The sequence below is a fragment of the Salinispirillum marinum genome, assembly GCF_042650105.1.
GTDB lineage: Bacteria > Pseudomonadota > Gammaproteobacteria > Pseudomonadales > Natronospirillaceae > Salinispirillum > Salinispirillum marinum.
This window is the reverse complement of record NZ_JBHSAL010000005.1, coordinates 237,766-261,281: the sequence shown is the minus strand read 5'-3', so window position 1 is coordinate 261,281 and position 23,516 is coordinate 237,766. Positions and strand designations below refer to the sequence as shown.

At 53.6% G+C, this 23,516-nt stretch carries 27 protein-coding genes; 11 read left to right on the top strand and 16 right to left on the bottom strand.

Annotation, left to right across the window (positions count from 1 at the left end; genetic code table 11):
* The first annotated feature begins 143 nt into the window (after positions 1–143).
* Positions 144–1,166: a pirin family protein gene (locus ACFOSD_RS14720; protein WP_380697900.1), complete on the top strand. Its 1,023-nt coding sequence runs from the start codon at positions 144–146 to the stop codon at positions 1,164–1,166.
* 50 nt (positions 1,167–1,216) lie between these two features.
* Here ACFOSD_RS14720 and alr read toward each other — a convergent pair whose 3' ends face one another.
* The 4 genes from alr to ACFOSD_RS14700 form a co-directional block, all read right to left on the bottom strand.
* Positions 1,217–2,302 (bottom strand): alanine racemase, encoded by a 1,086-nt coding sequence (gene alr / locus ACFOSD_RS14715; RefSeq protein WP_380697898.1) that lies wholly within the window; start codon positions 2,300–2,302, stop codon positions 1,217–1,219.
* 56 nt (positions 2,303–2,358) lie between these two features.
* Positions 2,359–2,748, bottom strand: coding sequence for a RidA family protein (locus tag ACFOSD_RS14710; RefSeq protein WP_380697896.1), 390 nt, complete (start codon positions 2,746–2,748; stop codon positions 2,359–2,361).
* Between the two features lie 115 nt (positions 2,749–2,863).
* Positions 2,864–4,162, bottom strand: a complete 1,299-nt coding sequence (locus ACFOSD_RS14705) for a D-amino acid dehydrogenase (RefSeq protein WP_380697894.1) — start codon at positions 4,160–4,162, stop codon at positions 2,864–2,866.
* A gap of 160 nt (positions 4,163–4,322) precedes the next feature.
* A complete protein-coding gene (locus tag ACFOSD_RS14700) occupies positions 4,323–5,375 on the bottom strand; it encodes an AI-2E family transporter (protein ID WP_380697892.1) in 1,053 nt (350 codons plus the stop codon).
* A 155-nt stretch (positions 5,376–5,530) separates the two neighbouring features.
* On the opposite strand from ACFOSD_RS14700, the gene ACFOSD_RS14695 reads away from it, so the two are divergent.
* Complete coding sequence (locus ACFOSD_RS14695; protein WP_380697890.1) at positions 5,531–5,947, top strand: acyl-CoA thioesterase; 417 nt, start codon at positions 5,531–5,533, stop codon at positions 5,945–5,947.
* On the opposite strand, the gene ACFOSD_RS14690 is transcribed toward ACFOSD_RS14695, so the two are convergent.
* Positions 5,937–6,962: a hypothetical protein gene (locus tag ACFOSD_RS14690; protein WP_380697888.1), complete on the bottom strand. Its 1,026-nt coding sequence runs from the start codon at positions 6,960–6,962 to the stop codon at positions 5,937–5,939. The two genes, ACFOSD_RS14695 and ACFOSD_RS14690, sit on opposite strands and share 11 nt — an antisense overlap.
* Before the next feature lie 254 nt (positions 6,963–7,216).
* Here ACFOSD_RS14690 and ACFOSD_RS14685 point away from each other — a divergent pair, with 254 nt between their 5' ends.
* A complete protein-coding gene (locus ACFOSD_RS14685; RefSeq protein WP_380697886.1) occupies positions 7,217–7,801 on the top strand; it encodes a superoxide dismutase in 585 nt (194 codons plus the stop codon).
* Between the two features lie 70 nt (positions 7,802–7,871).
* Here the strand turns inward: ACFOSD_RS14685 and ACFOSD_RS14680 are convergent, their stop codons facing one another.
* The 3 genes from ACFOSD_RS14680 to purU all read right to left on the bottom strand — a co-directional run bounded on the left by ACFOSD_RS14680 (position 7,872) and on the right by purU (position 9,465).
* Complete coding sequence (locus ACFOSD_RS14680; protein ID WP_380697884.1) at positions 7,872–8,198, bottom strand: YqcC family protein; 327 nt, start codon at positions 8,196–8,198, stop codon at positions 7,872–7,874.
* Positions 8,195–8,521 carry a TIGR01244 family sulfur transferase gene (locus ACFOSD_RS14675; RefSeq protein WP_380697882.1) on the bottom strand — a complete coding sequence of 109 codons (327 nt, stop codon included), beginning with the start codon at positions 8,519–8,521 and terminating at the stop codon, positions 8,195–8,197. Before ACFOSD_RS14675 ends, ACFOSD_RS14680 begins: the two co-directional genes overlap by 4 nt.
* An 89-nt stretch (positions 8,522–8,610) precedes the next feature.
* Entirely contained in the window at positions 8,611–9,465 is an 855-nt protein-coding gene (gene purU, locus ACFOSD_RS14670; protein WP_380697880.1) for a formyltetrahydrofolate deformylase, read from the bottom strand.
* Between the two features lie 208 nt (positions 9,466–9,673).
* Here purU and dksA point away from each other — a divergent pair, with 208 nt between their 5' ends.
* Both dksA and ACFOSD_RS14660 read left to right on the top strand, forming a co-directional pair.
* Positions 9,674–10,081, top strand: a complete 408-nt coding sequence (gene dksA / locus ACFOSD_RS14665) for an RNA polymerase-binding protein DksA (protein WP_380697878.1) — start codon at positions 9,674–9,676, stop codon at positions 10,079–10,081.
* 212 nt (positions 10,082–10,293) lie between these two features.
* Positions 10,294–10,737 carry a hypothetical protein gene (locus ACFOSD_RS14660; protein WP_380697876.1) on the top strand — a complete coding sequence of 148 codons (444 nt, stop codon included), beginning with the start codon at positions 10,294–10,296 and terminating at the stop codon, positions 10,735–10,737.
* A 21-nt stretch (positions 10,738–10,758) separates the two neighbouring features.
* On the opposite strand, the gene ACFOSD_RS14655 is transcribed toward ACFOSD_RS14660, so the two are convergent.
* Positions 10,759–11,127 (bottom strand): response regulator, encoded by a 369-nt coding sequence (locus ACFOSD_RS14655; protein WP_380697874.1) that lies wholly within the window; start codon positions 11,125–11,127, stop codon positions 10,759–10,761.
* 279 nt (positions 11,128–11,406) lie between these two features.
* On the opposite strand from ACFOSD_RS14655, the gene ACFOSD_RS14650 reads away from it, so the two are divergent.
* Positions 11,407–11,943 (top strand): TetR/AcrR family transcriptional regulator, encoded by a 537-nt coding sequence (locus tag ACFOSD_RS14650; RefSeq protein WP_380697872.1) that lies wholly within the window; start codon positions 11,407–11,409, stop codon positions 11,941–11,943.
* 120 nt (positions 11,944–12,063) lie between these two features.
* A complete protein-coding gene (locus ACFOSD_RS14645; RefSeq protein WP_380697870.1) occupies positions 12,064–12,660 on the top strand; it encodes a GDSL-type esterase/lipase family protein in 597 nt (198 codons plus the stop codon).
* On the opposite strand, the gene ACFOSD_RS14640 is transcribed toward ACFOSD_RS14645, so the two are convergent.
* Positions 12,657–13,460: a lysophospholipid acyltransferase family protein gene (locus ACFOSD_RS14640; protein WP_380697868.1), complete on the bottom strand. Its 804-nt coding sequence runs from the start codon at positions 13,458–13,460 to the stop codon at positions 12,657–12,659. The two genes, ACFOSD_RS14645 and ACFOSD_RS14640, sit on opposite strands and share 4 nt — an antisense overlap.
* A 128-nt stretch (positions 13,461–13,588) precedes the next feature.
* On the opposite strand from ACFOSD_RS14640, the gene ACFOSD_RS14635 reads away from it, so the two are divergent.
* Both ACFOSD_RS14635 and ACFOSD_RS14630 read left to right on the top strand, forming a co-directional pair.
* A complete protein-coding gene (locus ACFOSD_RS14635; RefSeq protein WP_380697866.1) occupies positions 13,589–14,602 on the top strand; it encodes a tryptophan--tRNA ligase in 1,014 nt (337 codons plus the stop codon).
* A gap of 15 nt (positions 14,603–14,617) precedes the next feature.
* Positions 14,618–15,838: a glycosyltransferase gene (locus tag ACFOSD_RS14630; RefSeq protein WP_380697864.1), complete on the top strand. Its 1,221-nt coding sequence runs from the start codon at positions 14,618–14,620 to the stop codon at positions 15,836–15,838.
* A gap of 27 nt (positions 15,839–15,865) precedes the next feature.
* Here the strand turns inward: ACFOSD_RS14630 and ACFOSD_RS14625 are convergent, their stop codons facing one another.
* From ACFOSD_RS14625 to hemN, 6 genes are all read right to left on the bottom strand, one after another.
* Entirely contained in the window at positions 15,866–16,339 is a 474-nt protein-coding gene (locus tag ACFOSD_RS14625) for a DUF6691 family protein (RefSeq protein ID WP_380697862.1), read from the bottom strand.
* A 4-nt stretch (positions 16,340–16,343) separates the two neighbouring features.
* A complete protein-coding gene (locus tag ACFOSD_RS14620; protein WP_380697860.1) occupies positions 16,344–16,781 on the bottom strand; it encodes a YeeE/YedE family protein in 438 nt (145 codons plus the stop codon).
* A gap of 109 nt (positions 16,782–16,890) precedes the next feature.
* Complete coding sequence (locus ACFOSD_RS14615) at positions 16,891–18,591, bottom strand: SulP family inorganic anion transporter (RefSeq protein WP_380697858.1); 1,701 nt, start codon at positions 18,589–18,591, stop codon at positions 16,891–16,893.
* A 15-nt stretch (positions 18,592–18,606) separates the two neighbouring features.
* Complete coding sequence (locus ACFOSD_RS14610; RefSeq protein ID WP_380697856.1) at positions 18,607–19,395, bottom strand: hypothetical protein; 789 nt, start codon at positions 19,393–19,395, stop codon at positions 18,607–18,609.
* Between the two features lie 153 nt (positions 19,396–19,548).
* Positions 19,549–20,508 carry a sigma-54 interaction domain-containing protein gene (locus ACFOSD_RS14605; RefSeq protein ID WP_380697854.1) on the bottom strand — a complete coding sequence of 320 codons (960 nt, stop codon included), beginning with the start codon at positions 20,506–20,508 and terminating at the stop codon, positions 19,549–19,551.
* Between the two features lie 30 nt (positions 20,509–20,538).
* A complete protein-coding gene (gene hemN, locus ACFOSD_RS14600; RefSeq protein ID WP_380697852.1) occupies positions 20,539–21,915 on the bottom strand; it encodes an oxygen-independent coproporphyrinogen III oxidase in 1,377 nt (458 codons plus the stop codon).
* 146 nt (positions 21,916–22,061) lie between these two features.
* Between hemN and ACFOSD_RS14595 the strand changes: the two genes are divergently transcribed.
* Together ACFOSD_RS14595 and ACFOSD_RS14590 are read left to right on the top strand one after the other, a co-directional pair.
* Positions 22,062–22,946, top strand: a complete 885-nt coding sequence (locus tag ACFOSD_RS14595) for a CYTH domain-containing protein (RefSeq protein WP_380697850.1) — start codon at positions 22,062–22,064, stop codon at positions 22,944–22,946.
* The gene (locus ACFOSD_RS14590; protein WP_380697848.1) at positions 22,943–23,500 is read left to right on the top strand and encodes a mechanosensitive ion channel domain-containing protein; all 558 of its coding nucleotides are present in this window, start codon (positions 22,943–22,945) and stop codon (positions 23,498–23,500) included. The genes ACFOSD_RS14595 and ACFOSD_RS14590 overlap by 4 nt, the downstream gene beginning before the upstream one ends.
* The last annotated feature ends 16 nt before the right edge of the window (positions 23,501–23,516 follow it).

Genomic DNA, 23,516 nt, shown 5'->3' with positions numbered 1-23,516 from the left:
GACGCCGTGTTTGCTTTGGTGTTATGGAGTATAACAGTTGAGTGAAGGTGTTGAAGGTACGGCAAGTAAATGTAATGGCAATGGGGACTGCTATGCTCAATAGCACGTATAATAGCGCCAATATCGCATTAAGAGGGTCTGTTATGTCAGCATCACCGATTCGCCAAGTATTTGATCTCGGTTTCCCGTGGCAAACCGCCGATCCGTTTTTGTTCTGTGTACACCATGAAGATTTCTTTCCGGCCGGTAACGGTCAGCTTGGCCCGGAGCGCGCCCTGTTGAAAGGCCGCAATATCGGGCAGGACTTTGAAATCCGCGATGGCTGGCGCATGTATCATGGCGACAAGATACCGGGCTTTCCCGGCCATCCGCACCGCGGTTTTGAAACCGTTACGGTGGTGACCAAGGGTGTGGTGGATCATGCGGATTCCATGGGCGCAGCCGGGCGGTATATGGGGGGTGATACCCAGTGGATGACCGCCGGGCGTGGCGTGCAACATTCGGAAATGTTTCCGCTGATGCATGACGACAAAGAAAACACCATGGAGTTGTTTCAGATTTGGCTCAATTTACCGGCCAGAAGCAAGATGACCGACCCGCATTTCACCATGCTGTGGAAAGAAGAAGTGCCGGAGTTCGTACATAAAGACAGCGCTGATCGCACCACGCGCGTGGTGATCACCGCCGGAACTTTGGCGGAAAAACGCCCGCCTGCACCCCCACCAGAGTCTTGGGCGGCGGACGAAGCCAATGAGGTGGCGATTTGGACCATTCACATGGCGCCCGATGCCGAGTGGGAGTTGCCCGCCGCCAGCGCCGGACTGAACCGAATTCTGTATTACTATCGCGGTGACGAACTGACGGTGGAACAGCAATCCGTGCGCATCGAGCAGGGTGTGTTGCTGGACTCCGCACAGCCGGTGCGTTTAAAAGCTGGAGCCAAGGGTTGCGATATGCTGTTGTTGCAAGGTAAGCCGATTGGCGAGCCGGTGGCTAAATACGGCCCGTTTGTGATGAACACTGAAGACGAAATCCATCAAGCATTCGCAGACTACCGCAAAGACCAGTTCGGTGGTTGGCCTTGGCCGAGTTATGACCATGTACATGGTCATAAACGTGGTCGGTTCGCCAAACATGCCGATGGTACGGAAGAGGTTAAGCCCTAGGTTTCAAGTCCTAGGTTCTGGCCGCAGGCTCTGCGGCATGCGAAGAGGCCTTACCCTTGGTACACCCGCTTCACACGCGGCGTCAGGCAGGTGACCAAGGTGTAGGGGATGGTGTCGCACCAAGGTGCGACTTCCGCTGCTGGCAGATCAGGCCCCCAAAAGGTTACGGTGTCTCCCACCTTGGCCTGTGGTAGGTGAGTCAAATCAACGGTCAGCATGTCCATGGATACTCGTCCCGCCAAAGGTGCACGCTGTCCGTTTACCAAGACGGGCGTGCCGTTTTTAGCGTGGCGCGGGTAGCCGTCGCCGTAGCCCATGGCCACGGTGCCGATTCGACGCGGCGCTTCACACCGGAACGTCGCGCCATAGCCCACGGCCTCGCCTGCCGCTACGTCTCGCACAGCAATCAACTCAGACGTTAACGTCATGCCCGCCTGCAATTCATCCGCTACGGCATTATGGCTCATAAAGGGCGTCGCGCCGTACAGCATCATGCCGGGGCGCAGCCATTGCCCATGCGCGTTCGGCCAAGCCATGACACCGGCTGAATTGCACAAACTCACCGGCACCGCCAAGCCTTCAATGGCTGCTCGGAAACGGCGAATTTGCTCCGGCGTTTGCGCTTGTTCGGGTTCATCTGAACGGGCGAAGTGGGTCATTACCACCACGTCATCGATCTTGGGTAAAGCACGGATTTGTCGCACCAGGTCGCGTGCGCGTTCAGGTGCAAAGCCCAGCCGATGCATGCCGGTATCCAGTTTTATCCACACACTCAGCGAATGCGTAAAGCGCGGCGCGAACGCTACGAGCGCTTTCAGTTGCTCGTCGTTATGAATCACCGTCCACAAGCCAAGTTGGTCAATCAATGGCAGTTCATCGGCGTGAAAAAAGCCTTCCAGCAGCATAATGGGTCGGGTAACGCCTGCGTCACGTAGTTCAATGGCTTCTTCAATGCAGGCCACGCCGAAGGCATCCGCCTCATTGGCTAAGGCACGCGCAACTGCAACCGCGCCATGCCCATAGGCATTGGCTTTCACTATCGCGGCTGCCTTAGCGCCCGGTGCTTGCGCTTTGGCGAGCCGATAGTTGTGCCGAATGGCGTCCAAATGAACCGTAGCGATTGCGTTGCGTGCCATGAATGTACGTTCCTGTCTTGGTCTGCTGGCTTGGTCTTCTGGCCCGGTCTTCTGGTTTAGTCTTCCAACACCAATACGGCTTCGACTTCAATGTCGGCACCTTTGGGCAATGCCTTTACGGCATAGGCGGCACGGGCGGGGAAGGGTTCTTTGAAATAGCGCGTCATGATGTCATTGACTTCAGCAAAGTTCGCCAAGTCGGTCAGTAAAATGGTCAATTTGACGATGTTGGACAGATCGCCACCCGCCGCTTTGGCCACGGCATCCACGTTTTCAAACACGCGTACGGCCTGTGCTTCAAAGCTATCCATCACCATGTCCATGGTGGCTGGGTCCAGCGGAATTTGGCCGGACATATACACCGTATTGCCGACTTTAACGGCCTGAGAATAAGGGCCGATAGCGGCCGGGGCGTTGGTCGTAGAAATGATGGTTTTTGCTGTCATGGTGTATTCCTTGTTGCTTGAGTTCATTGAATGGCGGCAGCGAGCCAGCATGGACGCTTTTACGGCGTCCCCGATTACATCAACCTTCGGCAGCGCTTCGCCACAGCGGACGATATTATTTTACTTCATGGGACCAGCGCAGGGTCTCTCGCTTATGGCCCCGTTGGTAACGCGCGATATCCAGACCCGATGGATCAATCTCAGGGCGTCGGCCGGTCATCAGGTCGGCCACCAGTTTGGCGGAACCCAGAGACATCGTCCAGCCTAGGGTGCCGTGTCCGGTGTTCAAGAATAAATTACGTAAGCGGGTCGGGCCAATAATCGGCGTGCCGTCAGGCGTCATCGGGCGCAAGCCTGTCCAGTATTCGGCCTGTTGCAGGTCGCCACCGCCGGGGAACAGGTCTTGCACCACATGGTTGATGTTGGCTTTGCGGTTTTCCGGCAAGTGCGTGTTGTATCCGCTCAGTTCGGCGGTTCCACCAACCCGAATGCGGTCACCTAGGCGCGTGAGCGCAATCTTGTAGGTCTCATCCATCACTGTCGATGTCGGTGTGTGTGTTGCATCGGCTACTGGCATGGTCAGCGAGTAACCCTTTACGGGATAAATGGGTAAGTTGAAGCCTAGGGGCTTCAATAAGTGGCGGCTGAAACTGCCCAGTGCCACCAGTACACGATCGGCGTGCAAGGTTTCAGTGCCCGTGCGCACGCCAGTAATCGCATCGCCATCTTGGACTAAGCCGTCGACGGCGGTGTTGAAAAGGAACTGTACACCTAATGCTTCGCAGGATTCGGCCAGCGTTTGGGTAAACTTGAAACAGTCGCCGGTTTCATCACCGGGCAGGCGTAAGCCGCCCACCAGGTTGTCTTTCGCGGCTTGCAGGCCGGGCTCATGGCGTAGAATCTCCGCTACGTTCAGGCGTTCATAGCGTACATTGCATGCTTCCAACACTTTGATGTCTTTGGCGGACGCGTCGAGCTGCTTTTGGGTACGGAACAATTGAATCAGGCCTTTCGCCTCATTGTCGTAGGCAATTCCGGTATCCTGACGGAGCTGAATAAAACAATCGCGGCTGTATTCTGCCACGCGTAGCATACGGGCCTTATTGATGGCGTAGGCTTTATGGGTGCAATTGGCGAGCATGTGCGCCATCCATTGCCACTGGAAGGTGTCCAGTTGCGGTGTCACGCGCAGCGGTGCCAGGTCTTGCAATAGCCATTTGATCGCTTTAATGGGCACGCCCGGTGCTGCCCAAGGAGCTGAATAACCGGGTGAAATTTGCCCGGCATTGGCAAAGCTGGTTTCCAGAGCCGGGGCGTCCTGGCGATCAATGACAGTAACCTCATGGCCTGCTTTGGCCAAATACCAAGCACTGGTTACCCCGATGATGCCGCTGCCTAGAATCAGAATACGCATAAAATCAGCCCGTAGAGTTGTTGTATGACCGTTGATTGGACTATTTTAGGCGTGATACGGCAGTGAATAATTCTGAGTTTATTTGGTGTGTAGAATTATTCACTGTATATGCGTGAGAAAAATGAAATCTTGCTAAAAAATAACGCGCTTTCTGGCGCCCTCATTCCGAGGGCGTTTCCGTATGTTCATGTATTAAGGGTGCGCTGCCCAAGATGATGCCAATCCACTGCGTGCTGGGCGATTGTTCCAGCGCGATTTTAGCGATCATAGTTAACGGTATGGACAGGAACATCCCCACCGGGCCAAACAGCCAGCCCCACAACAACAACGATAAGAACACGACCAAGGGTGACAATCCCAAACCACTGCCCATCATGCGGGGTTCTATCAAATTACCCATCAACACATTGACGGCCACATACCCACTGGCCACGATCACCGCGTCACCGACGCCGAGCTGAACAATGGCAAGCAGTACGGCCGGAATCGCCGCCAGAATGGAGCCGACATTGGGGATGAAGTTCATCAACAATGCGATCAGGCCCCACAGCAATGGGAAATCTACGCCCACAATGGTGAGAAATACGGTGATCAAGGCGCCGGTGATAAAGCTGATCACCGTTTTAATGGCGAGATATTTGTTTACCTGGCGAATAAAACCCGCCGCGTGAGAGAGTGACTTGGCCCCGCCGGGCAGCGCACGCTGGAACTTTGCCGAAAAGGTTGCCTGTTCCAACAGGAGAAACAACAGTATGAAGATCACTAAGAAGAGGTTAGTCAGAACCGACCCTACACTCGACAACGCGGTGCCGACAAACGACATGGCCTGGCTGGGGTTCAGTTGCTCAAATGCCCCGTCTAAATCGACCGGAATGCCGAAAATCTCGGTTTGTGACAACAGCTCGCCCATCATCATGTCCAAGCGTGCCTGGTATCCGGGCAAGCGGTTCATAAAGCTGTCCACGGATGCACCGATGACGATGCCCAGCAAGGTGCCAACCAAAACGATGACGCCGAAAACAATCAAAATCGCCACGATGGCCGGTACACCCTTGCGGGTCATCCAGTGCAACGGTGGGAGGCTGATGATGGCGAGAAACAGTGCCATCATCAACGGAATCATGATGGCCTCCGCCGCCTTGAGGCCGGTAATAATGATGATGAGTGCGGCCAGCCCCAATAACCAACGCAAGCCGGTACTGTCGTGTTGCATACAATGCTCCTTGTGACCCTGTTATTTGCCCAAAAGACTACCGTGCTCTGCCGCAGAAACCTACTGCTTTTTGTCAGAACCTGTCGCCATGTATTGGCGCGTTCACAGCGCCTTGGCATAATCCGTGTTCGACCCCACAACCATAAGAGATTCGGATGAAAGAGTATGCCTACCGGCTGGACATGAAGGTCCGCGACTATGAGTGTGACTTGCAAGGGATCGTCAACAACGCGGTCTATCAGAATTATCTCGAACATACGCGGCACGAATTCTTGCTCGCCCGCGGGGTCGATTTTGCGCAGCTGTCGAGAGCAGGCATTGATTTGGTGGTTACGCGTGCCGAGCTGGACTACAAAGCCAGCCTGACCAGTGGCGACCAGTTTTGGGTCGGTTTGAATTTGGTGCCTAATGGGCGTTTACGGTTTAACTTCGAACAAGATGTGTATCGTACGGCCGACCAAACGCTGTGCTTAAAGGCGGTGATCATTGGGGCCGCCATCAATGATCGAGGGCGACCCTTTATGCCCGAGCAGGTAGCTCAGTTGCTGCTTCCCGGCTCGGTTAAGGCGTAATCTCGGTACTGAAGTCGTCGACCTCGCGGTTCATCTCATCCAATTCATTGCGAATCTGGCTGATTTGACCCTGCAAGTTGGCAAGACGTTGCGTGATGTCGGCGCGCGAAGTTTCCACGATGGCCAAACGGTCTTCCAGATCGACCGTGCTCTGTGCTTCTAAATCGGCAATTCGGCTGCGCAACATGACGACAGAATCAGCGAGCGCCGAGCGGGTCTGTGCTTCGCGGCCGAGCTGGTTCGACACCGCATCGGTATCGATGCGTAAACGATTCACAATTTGGTTGAGTTCTGTCGCTTGTTCAACCGCACCCTCGGCGCGCAAGCCAATGACATCAACGCGGGCTTGCAGCGCCTCGTCTTCACGGTTCAGCCGCTGAACAATGGTGTTGGTGGCGTTTTGGCGTTCTTCCAAGGCGGTCAACACAGACTGCAGATCGGCGCGTAAAGCCACTTCCTCGGTAAAGTTGTCCAGCAATTGGGTCAGCGTGGTGATGGTCTCTTGTTGTTCACTTTGTAACGCTGTGGTGTCGTTCCGTAAACGGCTGGCGAGGGATTGCAATTCGGTGATCGCGGCCTGATTGTCGCGTATGTTGTCGCGGTTTCGCACGTCAGCCACATCCCATAGCTTACGTATTTCTGCCAGAATGTTGTTTAATTTGGACTGAATGGCATTTTCATTCAGCGACAGGCTTTCATCCGTTGCAGACAGCTGCCCTTCCAACTCCATGATGCGTGCGTTCGAAGACTGTAACTGGGCATTGGTCATGGCTAATTGCACACTGGCCTGCTGTCCCGTGTAATATAAATATCCTATACCGCCCGCCAACAGTATACACAGCATATATAGCGGCCATACCGGGCTGCCAGAAGATTTTCCAGGCTCTTTTGGTCCGCCGCCACTGGGTGGCGTGGGCGGTGGCGTAGCAGCACGTCTGCGCCGACGCGCAATATCATCGCGGTCCGGAACCATGCGTGGTAAATCGTTCAGATCAGGGGGCGGTGTCGTAGCCATGCTGCTGCTTTAATCTCGAAATGTGACCGCATTATAAAGGCCTGTGCAGAACCAGCAAGTCACCTTTTGTTGTGTGACTGTTTTTTATCCTACGCTCACTAAAGACCAAGTAATTTTGTAAGTTATTCCGCATCGTTCTATAATGCCCCCCGATTGAGGGCTGGTACCTAAGGCGACAAGCCTTATTGAACGGGTTGTTTTTCGTTCAGCCAGTCACGGATGTTTTATTCACGACAGCAATGAGGAAATTGACCATGGCTTTTGAATTACCGGCACTGCCCTACGCAAAAGATGCATTGGAACCGCATATTTCGGCTGAAACCTTAGAGTTTCACCACGGTAAGCACCACGCGACCTACGTCACCAAATTGAATGGCTTGGTCCCTGGTACCGAGTTTGAAGGCAAATCACTGGAAGACATCGTAAAAACGTCGACTGGTGGCGTGTTCAACAATGCGGCGCAAATTTGGAACCATACGTTTTACTGGAACTGCTTGAGCCCGAACGGTGGCGGTGCGCCTACGGGTGCTCTGGCGGATGCCATCAATGCGAAGTGGGGTTCTTTCGAGAAATTCCAAGCGGCCTTGGACGACAAAGCGGTGAACAACTTTGGTTCTTCTTGGACTTGGTTGGTAAAAACGGCTAATGGTTCTTTAGACATCATAAACACCAGCAATGCTGGCACGCCCATCACTGAAGCCGGTGTGACGCCGCTGTTGACGGTTGATCTATGGGAGCATGCGTATTACATCGACTACCGTAACGCGCGTCCTAAGTATCTGGAAGCGTTCTGGAAACTGGTGAACTGGGAATTTGCAGCAGCGAATTTCTCGGCTTAATCCGCCGTTTCTTACACATAAAAAAGGCAGCCTCGGCTGCCTTTTTTATGTACAGGGGTATGCGGGTTAATCAATCGGTTCGCGTGACCATGATGTCAATTTTGCCGATGATCCTTAAAAGATCCGCACTGTCCGTCTTGTGCTGTAAGCACTGCTCCGCGTAAGGCGCAATTTCACAGCTCACCGGTAAAGGTGCACCAGCGTCTAATATGGCCTCCAAGCGCGCCATAAAGATAAACTGTATCCACTCTTCCAAGGCCAGTGTATCTACCGCGAAGGGCTCGGTGCTCGCCATGGCTTCCGCACTCGGGTATTGATCCGACCACATCTCCAGCCGTTGCAGCTCTGTTTTCAAATCAGACAGCAACAGCCGGATGTAACGTCTAGCTTCCGTCATGCCTGGGCGTATTGGAAAAACATGGAACTGCGGTTGCCGGTGCGGCAAAAAGCAAAAATTTTGCCGTCTTTCTGCAGCAATCCGCGCAATACCTCAACGTCGTCCGGGTTTACCGACGGTCCCTGCATAGGGCAATGGTAAAATGCCAAACCCGCTTCTTCACAGGCGGCTTTGATTTGGGCCGCAGTTGGCTGGCCCGCTTCTTCACCATCGGGGCGGTTCGAAATTACGACTTTAAAGCCATCGGCCTTCAACGCGGCGATGTCTTCTAGACGAATCTGCGGGGATACCGCGTATTTCGGGCTGAGTGCTTGATAATTCATAACGACCTCACGATTTAAGGATGACATGCCGAGAGCATAACATTCTTTTCAATAAATAACATTAGTAGATTCTAATTTATTGTGCAGCTTTACTCAAACACAACGGTTTTGTTACCGTGAATCAGCACTCGGTCTTCAATATGCCAGCGCAAGCCGCGTGCTAACACGGCTTTTTCAACATCTTTGCCGCGTCGGACCATTTCTTCAATGGTGTCCCGGTGGCTGACACGCATCACATCCTGATCAATGATTGGGCCGGCATCGAGGTCTTCGGTCACATAGTGGCACGTTGCCCCGATCAGCTTCACGCCACGCTCAAACGCTTGATGGTAGGGCTTAGCACCAATAAAGGAAGGCAAAAAGCTGTGGTGAATGTTGATGATTTTGCCCGACCACTGCGTGCAAAACGACTGCGGGAGGATCTGCATGTAGCGCGCAAGTACGATGGTATCGGCGCGCGCCGCCATAACCAATTCACTGACCGCAGCAAAGTGAGCGGCCTTGTTGTCCGGGTCAACCGGCACATGGTGAAAGGGAATGCCGTGCCATTCCACCAAGCTGCGCAGATCGTCATGGTTGGCGATCACACAGGGGATTTCACAATCCAAATCGCCAAAATGCCAGCGGTTCAGCAAATCGGCCAAACAATGGCTGTCGCGGCTGGCCATTAACACAATGCGCCGCTTTTGGCGGGAGTCATTGACCTGCCATGCCATGTTCATGTCGGCGGCAATGGGTGCAAAGACTTCACGAAAGGTCTCAATGCCAAAGGGCAGGGAGTCGGCCTTGATCTCATTACGCAGAAAAAACCAGCCTTCTGCCATGTCCGCGTGTTGATTCGCTTCGGTTATAGTGCCATTGTATTGCGCGAGAAAATTACTCACGCGCGCGACGATACCTACCCGGTCCGGGCAAGACAGGGTCAGTCGGTATAGGTGTTCCATGCCAATGGGTTCCTCCGGGGAATGGGCCATGCAAATGCGGGTTTTCAATAGGGTGGCAATATTATGCGCTCTCAGCCTTGAGCCTAAAAGGCGCTGTGCTGAAAGCCTATGTTAAAGCAACGCGTTATGATATATCATGCGCCCCCGCTTTATAAGGGTCGGTCCGCGTTGGGCTGGTCTCATGTTTTGAACAGTTAGGAAGATAGCGATGCTGACACAAGAACAATTGGTTGCGGCACCCGACGAAGACTACATGAACGATGATCAGTTGGAATTTTTCCGTGATCTGTTGACGAACATGGCAGCTGAAATTCGGGAACAGATTGAGTTTTCCAAAAAAGAACTGCAAAACATGCAGTACGAAGCCGACGAGTTGGATAAAGCTGCGCTGGAAGAAGAGCGCCGCCTTCAGTTACGTTTCCTCGACCGGCAAAGCAAGTTGTTGCCAAAGATTGGTGAAGCCATCAAACGCATTGAAACTGGGGAATTCGGTTACTGTGCGGTGACCGGTGAGCCGATTGGCGTGCGCCGTTTGTTAGCCCGCCCAACGGCGACACTCTGTGCCGAAGAGAAAATGCGGCAAGAGCGCCAAGAGCAAAATTTCCGCGACGTATAGCACGATGATAGAAGGCAGTGGCGACGACACTGCCTTTTTCTTTGCCGCTCAGCGGCAGCCTGTTGCCTCTGTTTTCCGCCTGCACTTTATCCTATTGTGGTCAAAGCCCCAGCATTGAGCGGGTCTTAGCACTTCCTTTGTTTGTGGCAAGCTAATTGCTATCCCTCTGTATCGCGGCCTTTTAGGGCCATGGCATGCAGGAGGAGAGCATCGTGCAAGTCGGAGTTACACACTACGTTCAGAATCAAACCATGGGTAGCAACCTTCAGGCCTTGCAGGGCGGTGAAAAGGTTGATGCGGCGGCTAATATGCCCACCGATCAAAGTGAATGGTTAGACGATCAGGTGTTCTGGAGTGATCGCCTGTACGAGCTGTTCACCTTGGCCGAGCGCGTTCGGTTGCGGGAGATCGGTTATTTAGAGATGGCGGAATTGCGGCAGATGCTGTTTGAAAGTGGTTGGATAACGCCCGCTCAAGCCAAGGCGATTACGGATATCAGTAAAGGCTTGTCTGATCGGTTGCGTTATCAAGCTTCGGATGTGATCAACAACGCCATGCAAGATGGTTCGGGCCAGATGAAGAAAGAACTGAGCCCGGTGTTAACCATGGTGGAGAATCTTTCTGCTGTCCAAGAACAGCAGAAGTCAGCCGCTTAACGGGGCGCTCACGCGCGCCCGTTATCCAGCTTCAAGTACGCGCTTTATTTCCGCCAGCAAGTCTTTGTCGCTGACCGGCTTGGTCAAATAGCCTACAGCACCTTGGCGCTTGCCCCATACCCGGTCTGTCTCTTGGTCTTTCGTGGTGACCATGATGATGGGAATCTGCGCCGTTTCAGGGTCACTGCTGATGCGTCGCGTGGCCTGAAAACCGTTCATTTCCGGCATGACGATATCCATCATGATGACGTCGGGCTTTTCGGTTTTTGCACGCGCAATGGCCAGCGTGCCGTTTTCGGCGGTAATTACACGATGTCCTGCGCCTTCGAGTGTCATTTTGAACGCTTCCAGCGTGCTGGGTGAATCCTCTACAATCAGTACCAGTGCCATGCTGTTTTCCTTTTTGGGTGAGGTCAGTCAATGACCGGTGTTTGAGTTCGGAATTGTAGCAAAGCGCTCATTGATCGCTCTAGTGCTATCGTGTTTTTTATTAAAAGTCGTTTTTTTGTCGCCATAATATAAAAAACCTACCTGTTTTTTGACGAACTTGACCAAGCAGGTTTCAATTTAAAACACTGTTCTTCAGATGTTTTTACACTGATAGGTGTAGAATTCCAGTTAGAATGGTTCGCATGACCCAATATCGTTCAACCAACGTATGAATTTATTATGAATCAAACAGCTCCGGAAAAACGTCGATCACGGATATCCCGCCAGCAAATCTTGGACACTGCCTCCGGTTTGCTGCAAGAGCATGGTGCACAGGGCGTGTCCATCCGTAAAATTGCTGGGCTGATCCCTTGTGCCCCACCGTCCATCTATTATTACTTCAAAAATAAAGAAGAAATTCTGGATGCCATGGTGGCAACGCCACTGGACGAATTGATTGATCGCCTGACGGATCAAGCAGCCAGTACCTTAGATGCCAAAGGGTTGTTGTTGGCGTATGCCGACTTCTGGCTCATGCATCGGCAACAGATGTCTTTGTTATTTTTGCCAGGGCACTGGGGGCAGCAGTCTATTTTCAATCACGCCAAATACAGCCAGATCGAGCAAACGCTCCGGCAAGCGCTGGATGGCGACAAGCTGCGTGCCGAAGGTTACCTCGGGTTGGTGAACGGTTTGCTCTTTAAAGTGCAGAATTCTGACATTGACGAGCGTAAGGCGTATCAACTGGTCGAACAGACACTGACGCATTTGCTGTAAACGGTTTCATGTTGCCCCACTTAAGGCCTCTTATTGAGGCTTTGTTTTTATGTAACACTGTTCTATTCTTGGGAGTCTGTTAAGCTTCAGGCAGACGATAAGAATAGAGTTTTGTTACCTATGTCCGATACTCCACACATTGCATTCGTTGGCGACTCTCTCGGGTTAGGCTTGGGCGATCCAACGACCCTCGGCTGGGTCGGGCGTTTGGCGATGCTGAGTGCACGCAATGGCAAGCCTTTTGTCCCCTATCTTTTAGGGGTGTCCGGTGATACCTCGACCATTATACGGGAACACTTTGCCAACGAAGTAGAGCGCCGCTTGTTGCAGCACATCGACAGTCGGGTGGTGCTGCAAATGGGCGTCGAAGATTGCCGTATTCTCGATGAAAAGCCGGTATTGGGCCTGCGCGACAGTATCCTTAACCTGAAAACCATGTTGGAAGTCGCCAAGCCGCACTTCAAAGTGCTATTGGTGTCGCCGCCGCCGGTTTATGAGCCGGGCCACAACAGCCGCGTCCTGCGTCTGGTGCAAGGGCAGGCGGAATTGGCGCGCAGCCTGCACATTCCCTTTATTGATGTGTTTAAGCCGTTGAACACCGATGTGCAGTACAAGCGAGAGCTGGCTGCGCACGATAAAGTTCACCCGATGCAGCAGGGATATGAAAAAATATTTTCCATTGTGTCGAACGATCGCCAGTGGTGGTTTAACCGCTAATCCTGTGCCGGTTTGTTCCGCTTGGCGGATTTAAGTTCTGTCGGCGGTAGGGCAGGAGCTGGCAGTTCAAGCGCGGCCCGTATCACATCCCGGCTGCGCTCGGCCAGTCTCCGCCGTTCAACACCTTCCACAGCGATAGGCTGCCCACCGTAGACCGTAACCGCCAAACGCGGTAACGCCAGCACCCCCCACAAATTATGCAGCAACGATTGCTGGTCGATATAGGGCACCACAGGATGCGGCTGTGGTTCATGTTCGTAGCGAATAGCCACCGGCACAATGGGTGCGTGCAACGCCAGGGCAGCATCGAATAACCGGCCATGAAAGCGGCGCAGATAATGCCCGTGGCCGGTCGTTCCTTCCGGAAAAAACAACACAGAATAGCCCTCCGTGAGCTTCTTTTGCATCGCCGTCACGATCTGGTCGGTCTGGTTCGCACCGCGCTGAATAAATAAGGTGCCGGTTTGCGCGGCCAGAAAGCCAATCACTGGCCAGCGGCGCACTTCAGCCTTTGACACGAAGTGCACGGGTGCTTGGCTGCCAATGACCAGAATATCGAGCCACGAAATATGGTTACTGATCCAAATTCCCGCACGCGGTTTGATTTCACCCTCTACCCGTACCGCAATACCCATGGCACCCAACATACGACGATGCCACCAAGTGGCGATCGACATAACGCTCGCATCGTTGAGCCAACCAACACGGCGAAAGGGCAAGACTAAAAGCGTGATGGCAATGCCGGCCAGTAAAACCCAAAACATGCGAAACAAGCGCCAGACGCGGCGAAGAAAAGCCATGGTGAACGTTCCTTGAGATCCTATTTTCTTATCGGCGCACATTATACAGAACCCTACGCCAACACTCGATTTTTCCGTGCGATTTCGTTAAGGTTCAGCATCTTTCTGCCAAGCCTTAGTGAACGTTCATGAGCAATAAAACCGTTCTCACCGGAATCACCACCACCGGTATCCCCCATTTAGGGAATTATGCGGGCGCCATACGTCCCGCCATTGAGTCGAGTCAAACCACCGAAGCCCGGTCGTTTTTCTTTTTGGCCGACTACCACGCCATCATCAAGTGTCACGAGCCTGCCCGTATTCGGGAAAGTGCGCTGGCCATTGCCGCCACCTGGTTGGCGGGCGGGCTGGACCCGAATAAGGTGGTGTTTTATCGACAGTCGGACGTGCCGGAGATCATGGAACTGACGTGGGCGCTCACCTGTGTCACGGCCAAAGGCTTGATGAACCGGGCGCACGCCTATAAAGGTGTGGTGCAAGAGAATGTAGAGGCCAACGCAGTTGACCCGGACAAAGGCATCACCATGGGGTTGTTCAGCTACCCGATCTTGATGGCTGCCGACATTCTGATGTTCAAGGCCACCCATGTGCCGGTGGGAAAAGACCAAATTCAACACATAGAAATGGCACGTGACATTGCTCAACGATTCAACCACATATTCGGTGAAACCTTCGTTTTGCCAGAAGCGGTGGTGGATGATGCAGGCATGATTTTGAAGGGTTTGGACGGACGTAAAATGTCCAAGAGTTACAACAACACCATTCCGTTGTTTGAAGATGAGAAGAAATTCCGCAAACTGATCAACAAAATAGTGACCAATTCCTTAGAGCCGGGCGAGCCGAAAGACCCCGACACCTGCACGCTGTTTGGTATCTATTCCGCCTTTGCCAGCCCGTCCGACATTGTCAGTATGCGTAAACAATACCAAGAAGGTATCGCCTGGGGTGAGGCCAAAAAACAGGTATTCGAACACCTGAACGAGCTGTTAAAAGACAAGCGCGATGCCTATAACCAACTGATTCAAGACCCTGCAGAAATTGATCGAACGTTGCGTTTGGGTGCGGATAAGGCCCGCCAGGAGGCCGCCACCCTGTTAAGTCAGGTGCGCCGTGCAGTGGGCATAGCACCGTTGGCCGGTTAGGCCACTGACCGCGCAATGCGCAGCCTATTGATCGGTAAAACCTGGCCCGAACCGGCCTCCACGGCGGCGGGTCGACGCACGTTGGATATTCTGCGCGTGCTGCACATGCTGGGTGATGTGCATGTCGCCTCACCCGCACAACCCACCGAATTCAGCCTCACAGTAGAGGCGTTGGGCATGACAGGCCATCAGATCGCCGTCAATGATGATGCCTTTGATGACTGGCTTGCCAATCTTGCGCCCGACATCGTGGTCTTTGACCGTTATGTGATGGAAGAACAATTCGGTTGGCGCGTTCACACCGTTTGCCCGACTGCGCTGCGCGTGTTGGATACCAGTGATCTCCATTGCTTGCGTGAAGCCCGCGAAGCCGCCGTGTTGCACGGTCAGCCATTGAATATATTCAATGACACCGCCCTGCGTGAACTCGCCGCCATGGTGCGCTGCGATCTCACCTTGATGGTCTCTCCTGCTGAAGTGCAGATACTCGTCGAACAGTTCGGTATTGCCGAACATTTATTGCACCATACCCCGTTCATGCTCACACCCCTGCCGGACGCCGCCGCATTGCGACCCTATAACGAACGTCGGCATCTCATGATGATTGGTAATTTCCTGCACAACCCGAATTGGGACGCCACCCGCTGGCTGCGCGAACATTGGCCGCAATGGCGTCATCTGTTCCCGCAAGGCACCGAGGTGCATGTCTATGGCGGCTATGCCTCGGAGAAGGTATACCAACTGCATAAACCGGAACTGGGGTTTCATATAAAAGGACGAGCCGACAATGCGTTGGACACATTGAGTCGCTACCGGCTTAATCTGGCGTACTTGCGCTTTGGGGCGGGGATTAAAGGGAAAATTGCCGACGCTTGGTTGGCCGGGACGCCGAACATTGCCAGCGCCATCGCCGCCGAAGGCATGCATGGCGATTTGCCGTGGGGCAGTGTCATCAGTAACGAACCGGAGGTGTTTTTTCGCACCGCCGCGCAGCTTTATAACGACGAGAGCGCCTGGCAGTTTGCGGTGGAGCAGGGTAGGAAAATTGCCGAGCAATGTCATGACAGCTTGGCAGAGAGTGTAGCTTTGTCGGGACGACTGGCCGAGTTACATGACGACCTAGCGGTACATCGGCAGGAAAATATTTGGGGGCGGATACTGCAACAACAGCAGTATCGCGCCACCGAGTTTATGTCCCGTTGGATCACGGAGAAGAACCGGTCACCAAAGGGCTAGTCACGCCAGATTGCGTCTACGGGTAATTTACCCCACGCAGGCCTCGTTGGCCGCATGCTTAAGATGCGCCCGCTCTTCCTGATACGCGAGTATCTTCTTGGTCACAAAGGTGCCCACCACATAGGCTGCGAAGATGGTCAGAATCGAGCCATCCGCGAAGCTCAAAGACGTGATCATCGGGCCTGGGCAGTAGCCCGCCAAGCCCCAGCCAGCGCCAAACAACAAACCACCAAACACAATGCGCTTATCCACTTCGACCTTGGTCGGGACGCGGAATATTTCCGCAAATACCGGACGGTTGCGGCGCAGAATCAGCGGCGTGAAGATGGCGTTTACCACCAAGCCACCACCCATTACAAAGGCTAATGATGGGTCCCAAGTGCCGAACACATCAAGGAAGTTGATCACTTTCGCTGGGTCAATCATCTGTGCGACACCCAAACCAAAGCCGAACAGAATACCCGCTGCCAATGCGGCGCTTAAACGTAAAATACCTTGCATGACCTTAACCTCCAAACAGATGACGAACAACGAACACAGTCACAAAGCCGCTGGCCATAAAGCTCACAACGGCGACCAAGGAACGCCCGCTGCGGCGAGCCAGACCACAAATGCCGTGACCACTGGTGCAGCCGGTACCAATCGTGGTGCCAATACCGACCAACAATCCGGCAATGATCAACACCGGCGTATCCACCACCGGCTGAATGTGCGCAACACCGGGGTTGATGCCGGTCCACTGGTAGATCAAACCACCAATCACCAGACCCACCAAAAACACGATGCGCCAATCCATATCGCCTTTTTCCGGCACGATGACCCCGCCCGCAATGCCGGATACACCGGCAATACGGCCTTTGGCGAATAACAGTAACGCGGCGGATAACCCGATCAAGCTGCCGCCAATGAAGGCAGACACGGGCGTAAAGTTAATGATTTCCATAGAACCCTCTTTATTAGAAATAGCTAATTAATGTTGAGCATAATACCCGATGTTTGACATAAATCAATAGTAGAGCGAGCTAATGTATTGATTTTTTGTGTTGGCCTGTTTAGGCCAACGTCTGTGCTGCTGTCATGGCTTCATGCGTGGTCAGGAAAAACCGGTTGTCGCCCAAGGCCTTGGCAAAGCCACTGCGTTGCATCACATCCATCACAGGGCCTTTTACGTTAGCAAAATACAGCTCAATGCCACGGCTACGGTACTCCTTCAGGATTTCATGCAGCGCCGTATCGGCCGAAGAATCCAGTTGGTTCACGGCGCTGGCGTCCAGTACCACGGCACGCAAAGGTTCGGCCATGTTGGCTTCGGCTTTTTTCAGCGTATCTTTTAAGAAGCTCACGTTGCCGTAATAAAACTGCGCATCAAAACGAACCGCCAACACCCCTTTTGTTTGTGTTGCTGCCGCGTGGCGTTGCACATTCCGGTACGCCGTAGTGTCTGGAATCTGGCCCAAAATGGCGTAGTGCGGACGGGTCGTTTTAATCACAAACCACACCATGGAAATGCCCACGGCCAGGAAAATACCGGTTTTAACACCCAACACCAAGGTTGCACCAAAGGTGATGGCCAGCATGGCCAGGTCGTCTCGTTTCACTTTCCACAGGTGTTTTACTTCGTGTGTGTCGATCAAGCCAAACACCGCCACCATAATCACCGAGCCTAAGATGGCCTTGGGAATAAAGTAGAACAGAGGGGTAAAGATCAGTAACGAAATACCAATCAACACGGCGGTGATGATCGACGACAAGCCGGTATTCGCACCGGCGTTACGGTTCACGGCCGTGCGGCTGAAACCACCGGTAACGGGCATAGCCTTTGAAAATGCGCCAACAATGTTGGCCAAGCCAAGGCCGACCAGCTCTTTGTTCGGGTCGACTTCATAACCTTTTTCGGTGGCGATTTTCTTCGCAACGGCAATACTTTCAATAAAGCCCACAAACGCGATGGTGACGGCAATAGGCAACAAGGCAACCAAATCGTTAACAGACACGTTCGGTGCTGCCAGCTCCGGGAAGCCCGCAGGAACAGAGCCCACCACCGCCAAACCGGCACGGGTATCAAGGTCAAAGAACCAGACGATCAGCGTTGATACCACCACCACTATCATGGCGCCGGGCAGCATGGCGTTCAAACGACGCATCACCAATAGAGCGACAATACCGATCACACCGATGGCTAACGCAACGGGATTAATGGCCTGCCACTGCGACAGCGTGGCCCAAATGGTTACGGCAATGTTCTCGGTGCTGGGTAAAGACAAACCAACAATATGCTTGAGCTGGCTGAAGCCGATGATCAAAGCTGCGGCACTGGTGAAGCCGGAAATCACCGGGTGCGACATGAAGTTGGTGAGGAAGCCCAAGCGGAATAGCCCCATGCCGAACTGCAATAAGCCCACCAGCAAGGACAATCCAATAGCTAAAGCGATATAGCGTTCACTGCCGACCTCAGCAAAGCCGGACACACCGCTGAACACCAGCAAGGCCACCATGGCCACCGGCCCAACAGCCAGTTGGCGTGACGTACCAAACAAGGCATACACCAGCAAGGGCAGGACGGACGCATACAAGCCAATATAGGGTGGTAAACCGGCCAGCAGGGCGTAAGACATGGCTTGCGGAATCAGCATCATAGCGACGGTAATACCCGCCACTAAATCACCTCGCAAGTCGGTTTTTTGATAGTTAGGTAACCATTCCAACACGGGAATCCACTGCTGGAGACGATTCGGTTTTGTTGCTGAACTCATGATAGAGCCCTCCAATTAAGCTGAAATATATTCAATGGGTAGATGCGGTGCCAAGTGCCCTAGCGTTCGTTCGGCAGAGGCATCGTGCTGTTCGGCCAGTTGCGCCGTATCCAGCGCTGACAAACTGGGTAAGCCGGACGTTTCGATGACCGTCAGAAAACGGGCGATAAGGGCGCGCTTCAAGGGGCGGTGGCAAAAGAAGCGGTTTTCGTCCAACGGTGTCTCCAAATAGAGTGCGGATTGGCGCTCGGTTTCGGTATTGCCCTGATCATCCAGCAATAGGACACGTTCTTCAGCGTGGCGACCGGCTAAGATGTCGAACACAATGTTGTTTTCGCGCGCAAAGAACCCGATAAAAAACGCCTGTAGGGCACTTTTCACCAAGCGTTGTGGAATGTCGTAGTCGGTGCTGTGTTGCATCAACAATTTCACATGCCCGCAACCTTGAAAGTCGGGCTGAACGGCGAAGTGGATGAATGACTTTTGTTGCGCCGGAGTCAGTTCACGCAATTTGCTGTCGGGTGCGATGCCCATGCGCGCGTAGATCAAGTCGATGGCGTGTTGGTCGGTGTGCAGGTACACCGGGCCAACCTCTTGCGCGAACAGGCTTAGATACACGCCCACCTCTTCGTCGGATAACGCGCGCTGTAAGCTCTGCTCAATGTTGCTCAGGGTCAATAAGATCAATCCAAAGCTGCCCCCCGCAACGCTGTAACGCAGGCCGGGAGTGCGCCCGTCAATACAGGTACAGGGGACTTTTTGGATGATTTCATCGGTGTTCATCCAAACCATAGAATGTGGCATGTTGTTGCTCCATGTGAGACGTTATGCCTAAGGCCATTACATGGATCGTGCCAACTTTTAAGGTATTGATTTATAAGGGGTTTTTAATTCAACTGCGAGTGGGTCGTTCCATGTTGTTGCAACTTGTGTTTCAAGTTGAAACGTTACTTGCTGCTACGACAACCCATGCTGCTTAAGCTTGCGCCACAGTGTCGCCCGGGAGATGCCTAGGGCATCCGCCACGGCTTGTTTGCGCCCGCGGTGTTGCTGCAACAAAGTGGCCAGCTCCGCGCGTTCATCCGTTTCCAGATCCTGTGGCTTTTCGTCCGGCGGTGCTTCGCCGCGCAGTTCAGGTGGCAGGTCTTGGTACGCCAGTTCGTTGCCCAATCCGATGGCGTGACAATACGCCATGACGTTACTGAGTTCACGCACATTGCCGGGCCACGAATAGGTCAGCAGGGTGTCAAACACATCCTGTGCCATGTGGGTAACTTGCCGCTCGTTTTCGGCATTGAGCGTATGAATGAACTGCCAAGCCAGCATTTCAATATCACCCGTGCGTTCTCGCAAGGTGGGTAAATACAGCGGGACAACTCGAATGCGGTACATCAAGTCTTCCCGGAAAACGCCCTCGGCGACGCCGCGCCGTAGCGAGGTATGGGTCGCTGATACCAAACGAATATCCGTATGCACCACCTCGCTGGAACCTAAGGGCGTAAAGCAGCGGTCTTGCAACACGCGCAGTAAACCGGCCTGGATATCCAGCGGCATCTCGGCAATTTCGTCTAAAAACAAGGTGCCGCCATCGGTCAGTTGCAGCAGGCCGGTGCGGTCGTGGGTCGCTCCCGTAAACGCCCCACGTTTATGGCCGAACAATTCGGAAGCCATGAGTTCACGCGACAAGGCCGCACAGTTAATAGCACTGAAGGTTTTGCCTTGCCGACGCGAGCATTCGTGAATGTAGCGCGCCACCAGCTCCTTCCCCGTACCACTTTGGCCGCGCAACAGAATAGACGCATTGGTGCGCGCCACACGTGCGGTTTGTTCCATGAACGCCAGCATTTCCGGCGCTACGGTCAATAGGCCATGAAAGTTATGCGCCGTTAGGGCAGGTGCGGTTCGGGCCTTTTTCACGCCAGCGACACTCATTAAGCAAGGATTTGCTCATATTACGCGAGAGAACTGCTGCTGACCATGCCCACCGAGATACGCATCAAACACCATGCATATCGGGCGCAGCAATAAACGGCCAAGGGTGGTGACGGTGAGGTCGTCCTCTGTTAATTCAATCAGGCCATCGTCGGCTAAGCCCTGCAGACGTTCCAGCTCCGGCGCAAAATAACGCCAAAAATCGATGGCGAATTCATCGCACATCATGGCGAAATTCACATAGCCCTGGCAGGCCAGGTCCATAATGATGCGTCGCCGAATGCGGTCGTCTTCGTTTAACACATAACCGCGATAGGTCGTTTGGCCGGTGGTGCAAGCCTTTTGGTAGTCTTCCAGGTTCGCATGATTTTGCAGAAATTGATCTTGTAGGGCACTGATAGCCGACATGCCAATGCCCAGCAAATCCGTATTGCCGTGGGTGGAATAGCCCTGAAAGTTCCGTTGCAAGGTGCCGTTTTCATAGGCCTTCACCAAACCATCGTCCGGACGGGCGAAATGATCCATGCCAATGTAACGGTAGTCTGCCGCTTGCAGCCCTTCAATCAAGGTGTGTAGAAGCTCTAGTTTCGTGTCTGGGCTGGGCAGATCGGACGACAGAATGCGGTTTTGCGGTGCAAAACGCTCGGGCAAATGCGCGTAGCTGTAACAGGCAATGCGGTCAGGCGCGAGTTCAATCACCTGGTTCAAGGTACGTTTCATGCTGCTCAGTGATTGAAAGGGCAAGCCATAAATCAAATCAAAGCTGATACCATGAAACCCCATGTCTCGTGCCGCTTTCACCAAATGGCCTACCAGCTCTGGTCCTTGAATGCGGTGCACGGCTTCCTGAGTGGGGCGATGGAAATCCTGAATGCCCAGCGAAACCCGGTTAAAGCCCCACGCGCGCAATTGTTCCAGATGCGCTACGGTGGTAACACGCGGGTCGATTTCGATGGAATATTCGCGCTTGCGGTCGTTGGTTTCCAACTGAAAGTGCTGTTGCAACAAGTGCATCAAACGCTCGGTCTGGGCTGCGTTTAAGAAGGTCGGCGTACCACCACCCCAATGCAGTTGCCGTATTTTCCGGTGCCGCACCAAGGGCGCCAGTTGCGCCATTTCTAACGCCAGCGCGTCTAAATAGGCATCAGCCTTGGATTGATCACGCGTTACCACCTTGGTGCAGGCGCAGTAGTAGCAGAGATGATGGCAAAACGGGATATGCACATACAGCGACAAGGGCGCGTCTTTCGGCGTGGCTTGCAGCACGTTTTCCCGTTGCTCGTGCGGTACGTCGGTAAAGCTCAGTGCCGTAGGGTAGGAGGTGTAGCGCGGGCCACTGATGTTGTAGCGCGCAATGGTGTCGGGCTTCCAGAGAATGTCAGCGAGCGCCATGAAACAAATTCCTGCACAGTCGAGAATGAATGTGAGGAGACTACCTGAGTTTGCTGGTATGAATATTGATCCCTATCAATGTCTGGTAAAGCTGGGCGGCTCTCGGTAGCCTTATGGCATACAACGTTAATGCATTGAGGTGCGCTATGAGTTTGGAAGTTGAGTTGAAGTTGTTACTCCCGCCAAGCGCGCAGGAACGCTTGCGGGAACAGTCGCTGCTGCAAGGGCTGGCCGCTGAGCGATTTGAGTTAATCAATATCTATTGTGACACGCCAGAGCAAACGCTGACGCAATCGGGCATGGCCCTGCGCTTGCGTAACAAGGGCACGCAATGGTTGCAAACCTTAAAGACCCAAGGGCAGGTAGAGGGCGGACTGCATCGGCGTATGGAATGGGAAATGCCGGTGGCGGGGCCCGCATTGGAGTGGTCCGAGCTACCGGCGGATGTGTTGCCGAGCGACCTCAACCGGGCGTCGGTTAGCCCTATTTTTGAAACCCGTTTTGCGCGGAGTTTGTGGGTACTGACCGTTGACGACAGCGTGATTGAACTGGTGTTGGACACGGGCTCGGTCAGCACCGGCGCGGCGGAATTGCCATTGAGTGAAATCGAATTGGAACTGAAATCCGGATCGCCCAAGGCGTTGTTTCGTGTCGCTGAGCAATTGGCGGCGCATTTGCCCGTGTTGCCGTCCGACATCAACAAAGCCGAACGCGGTTACCGCTTGGTGAATGGTGCAACGGACTGGCCGGTAACCCCAAACAAAGAAGCACCTTTATCGGCGTGGACGGCCGCGTTGTGCCGACAATGCGAAGCGCTACCCGCCAGTCGGGGTGATCTCACCCATACCTTGCACGGTTTAATGGAACGTGGCGATATTCACCCAGGCCTTTGGCGCGGCCTGCATGATGCGTTGCAGACCGATACCGAGCATTGGGGTGAGCTTCCCGGCATTCAGCGTCTGGGTCAGTGGTTGGTGCACCAGAGTGCGGTGCAGTGGCAAGAGGCGGCTACCGAAGGAGTAAAACAGTGACCGATTTGATTGTACGAATTCTGGCGTCCATCGCTATGGTGGTGTTGGTGCCTTGGTTGAGTGACTGGGTGGTCGAAGCTGTCATGCGTTTATTGCCTGAACGCAAACGCATGGCAACCGCCGTAGCGCAAAAAGTTAAGTTGTTCCTGACCACCTTGTTTGCCTTTGTGGTGCTGATCTTGTTGGCGTGGTTGTGGCATCTGGACTGGCGCACGCTGTTGCTGCTTGGGTCCTCCATTTTTGCCATTATTGGGGTGGCCTTGTTCGCCAGTTGGTCCATTCTCAGCAACATCACCAGCTTTTTTATTTTGTTGTCGCAGGGTCGTTTAATGCATGGAGCCTACATCCGCGTGGTGGACGGCCCTCACGCGATGGAAGGCCAGATCATCGATATGGGCTTGTTTCATTTTGAACTGCGCGATATCGACGGCAATACCATCATCTACCCCAATAACTTTTTGATCGTACGGCCGCTCGTGGTGTTAAAACACCCACCGAAAAAAGATGAATCGCCAGAGCCGAAAGATGAAGAACCGGCGCAGACGGGGTCGTAGGCGCGTGGCACCTTCT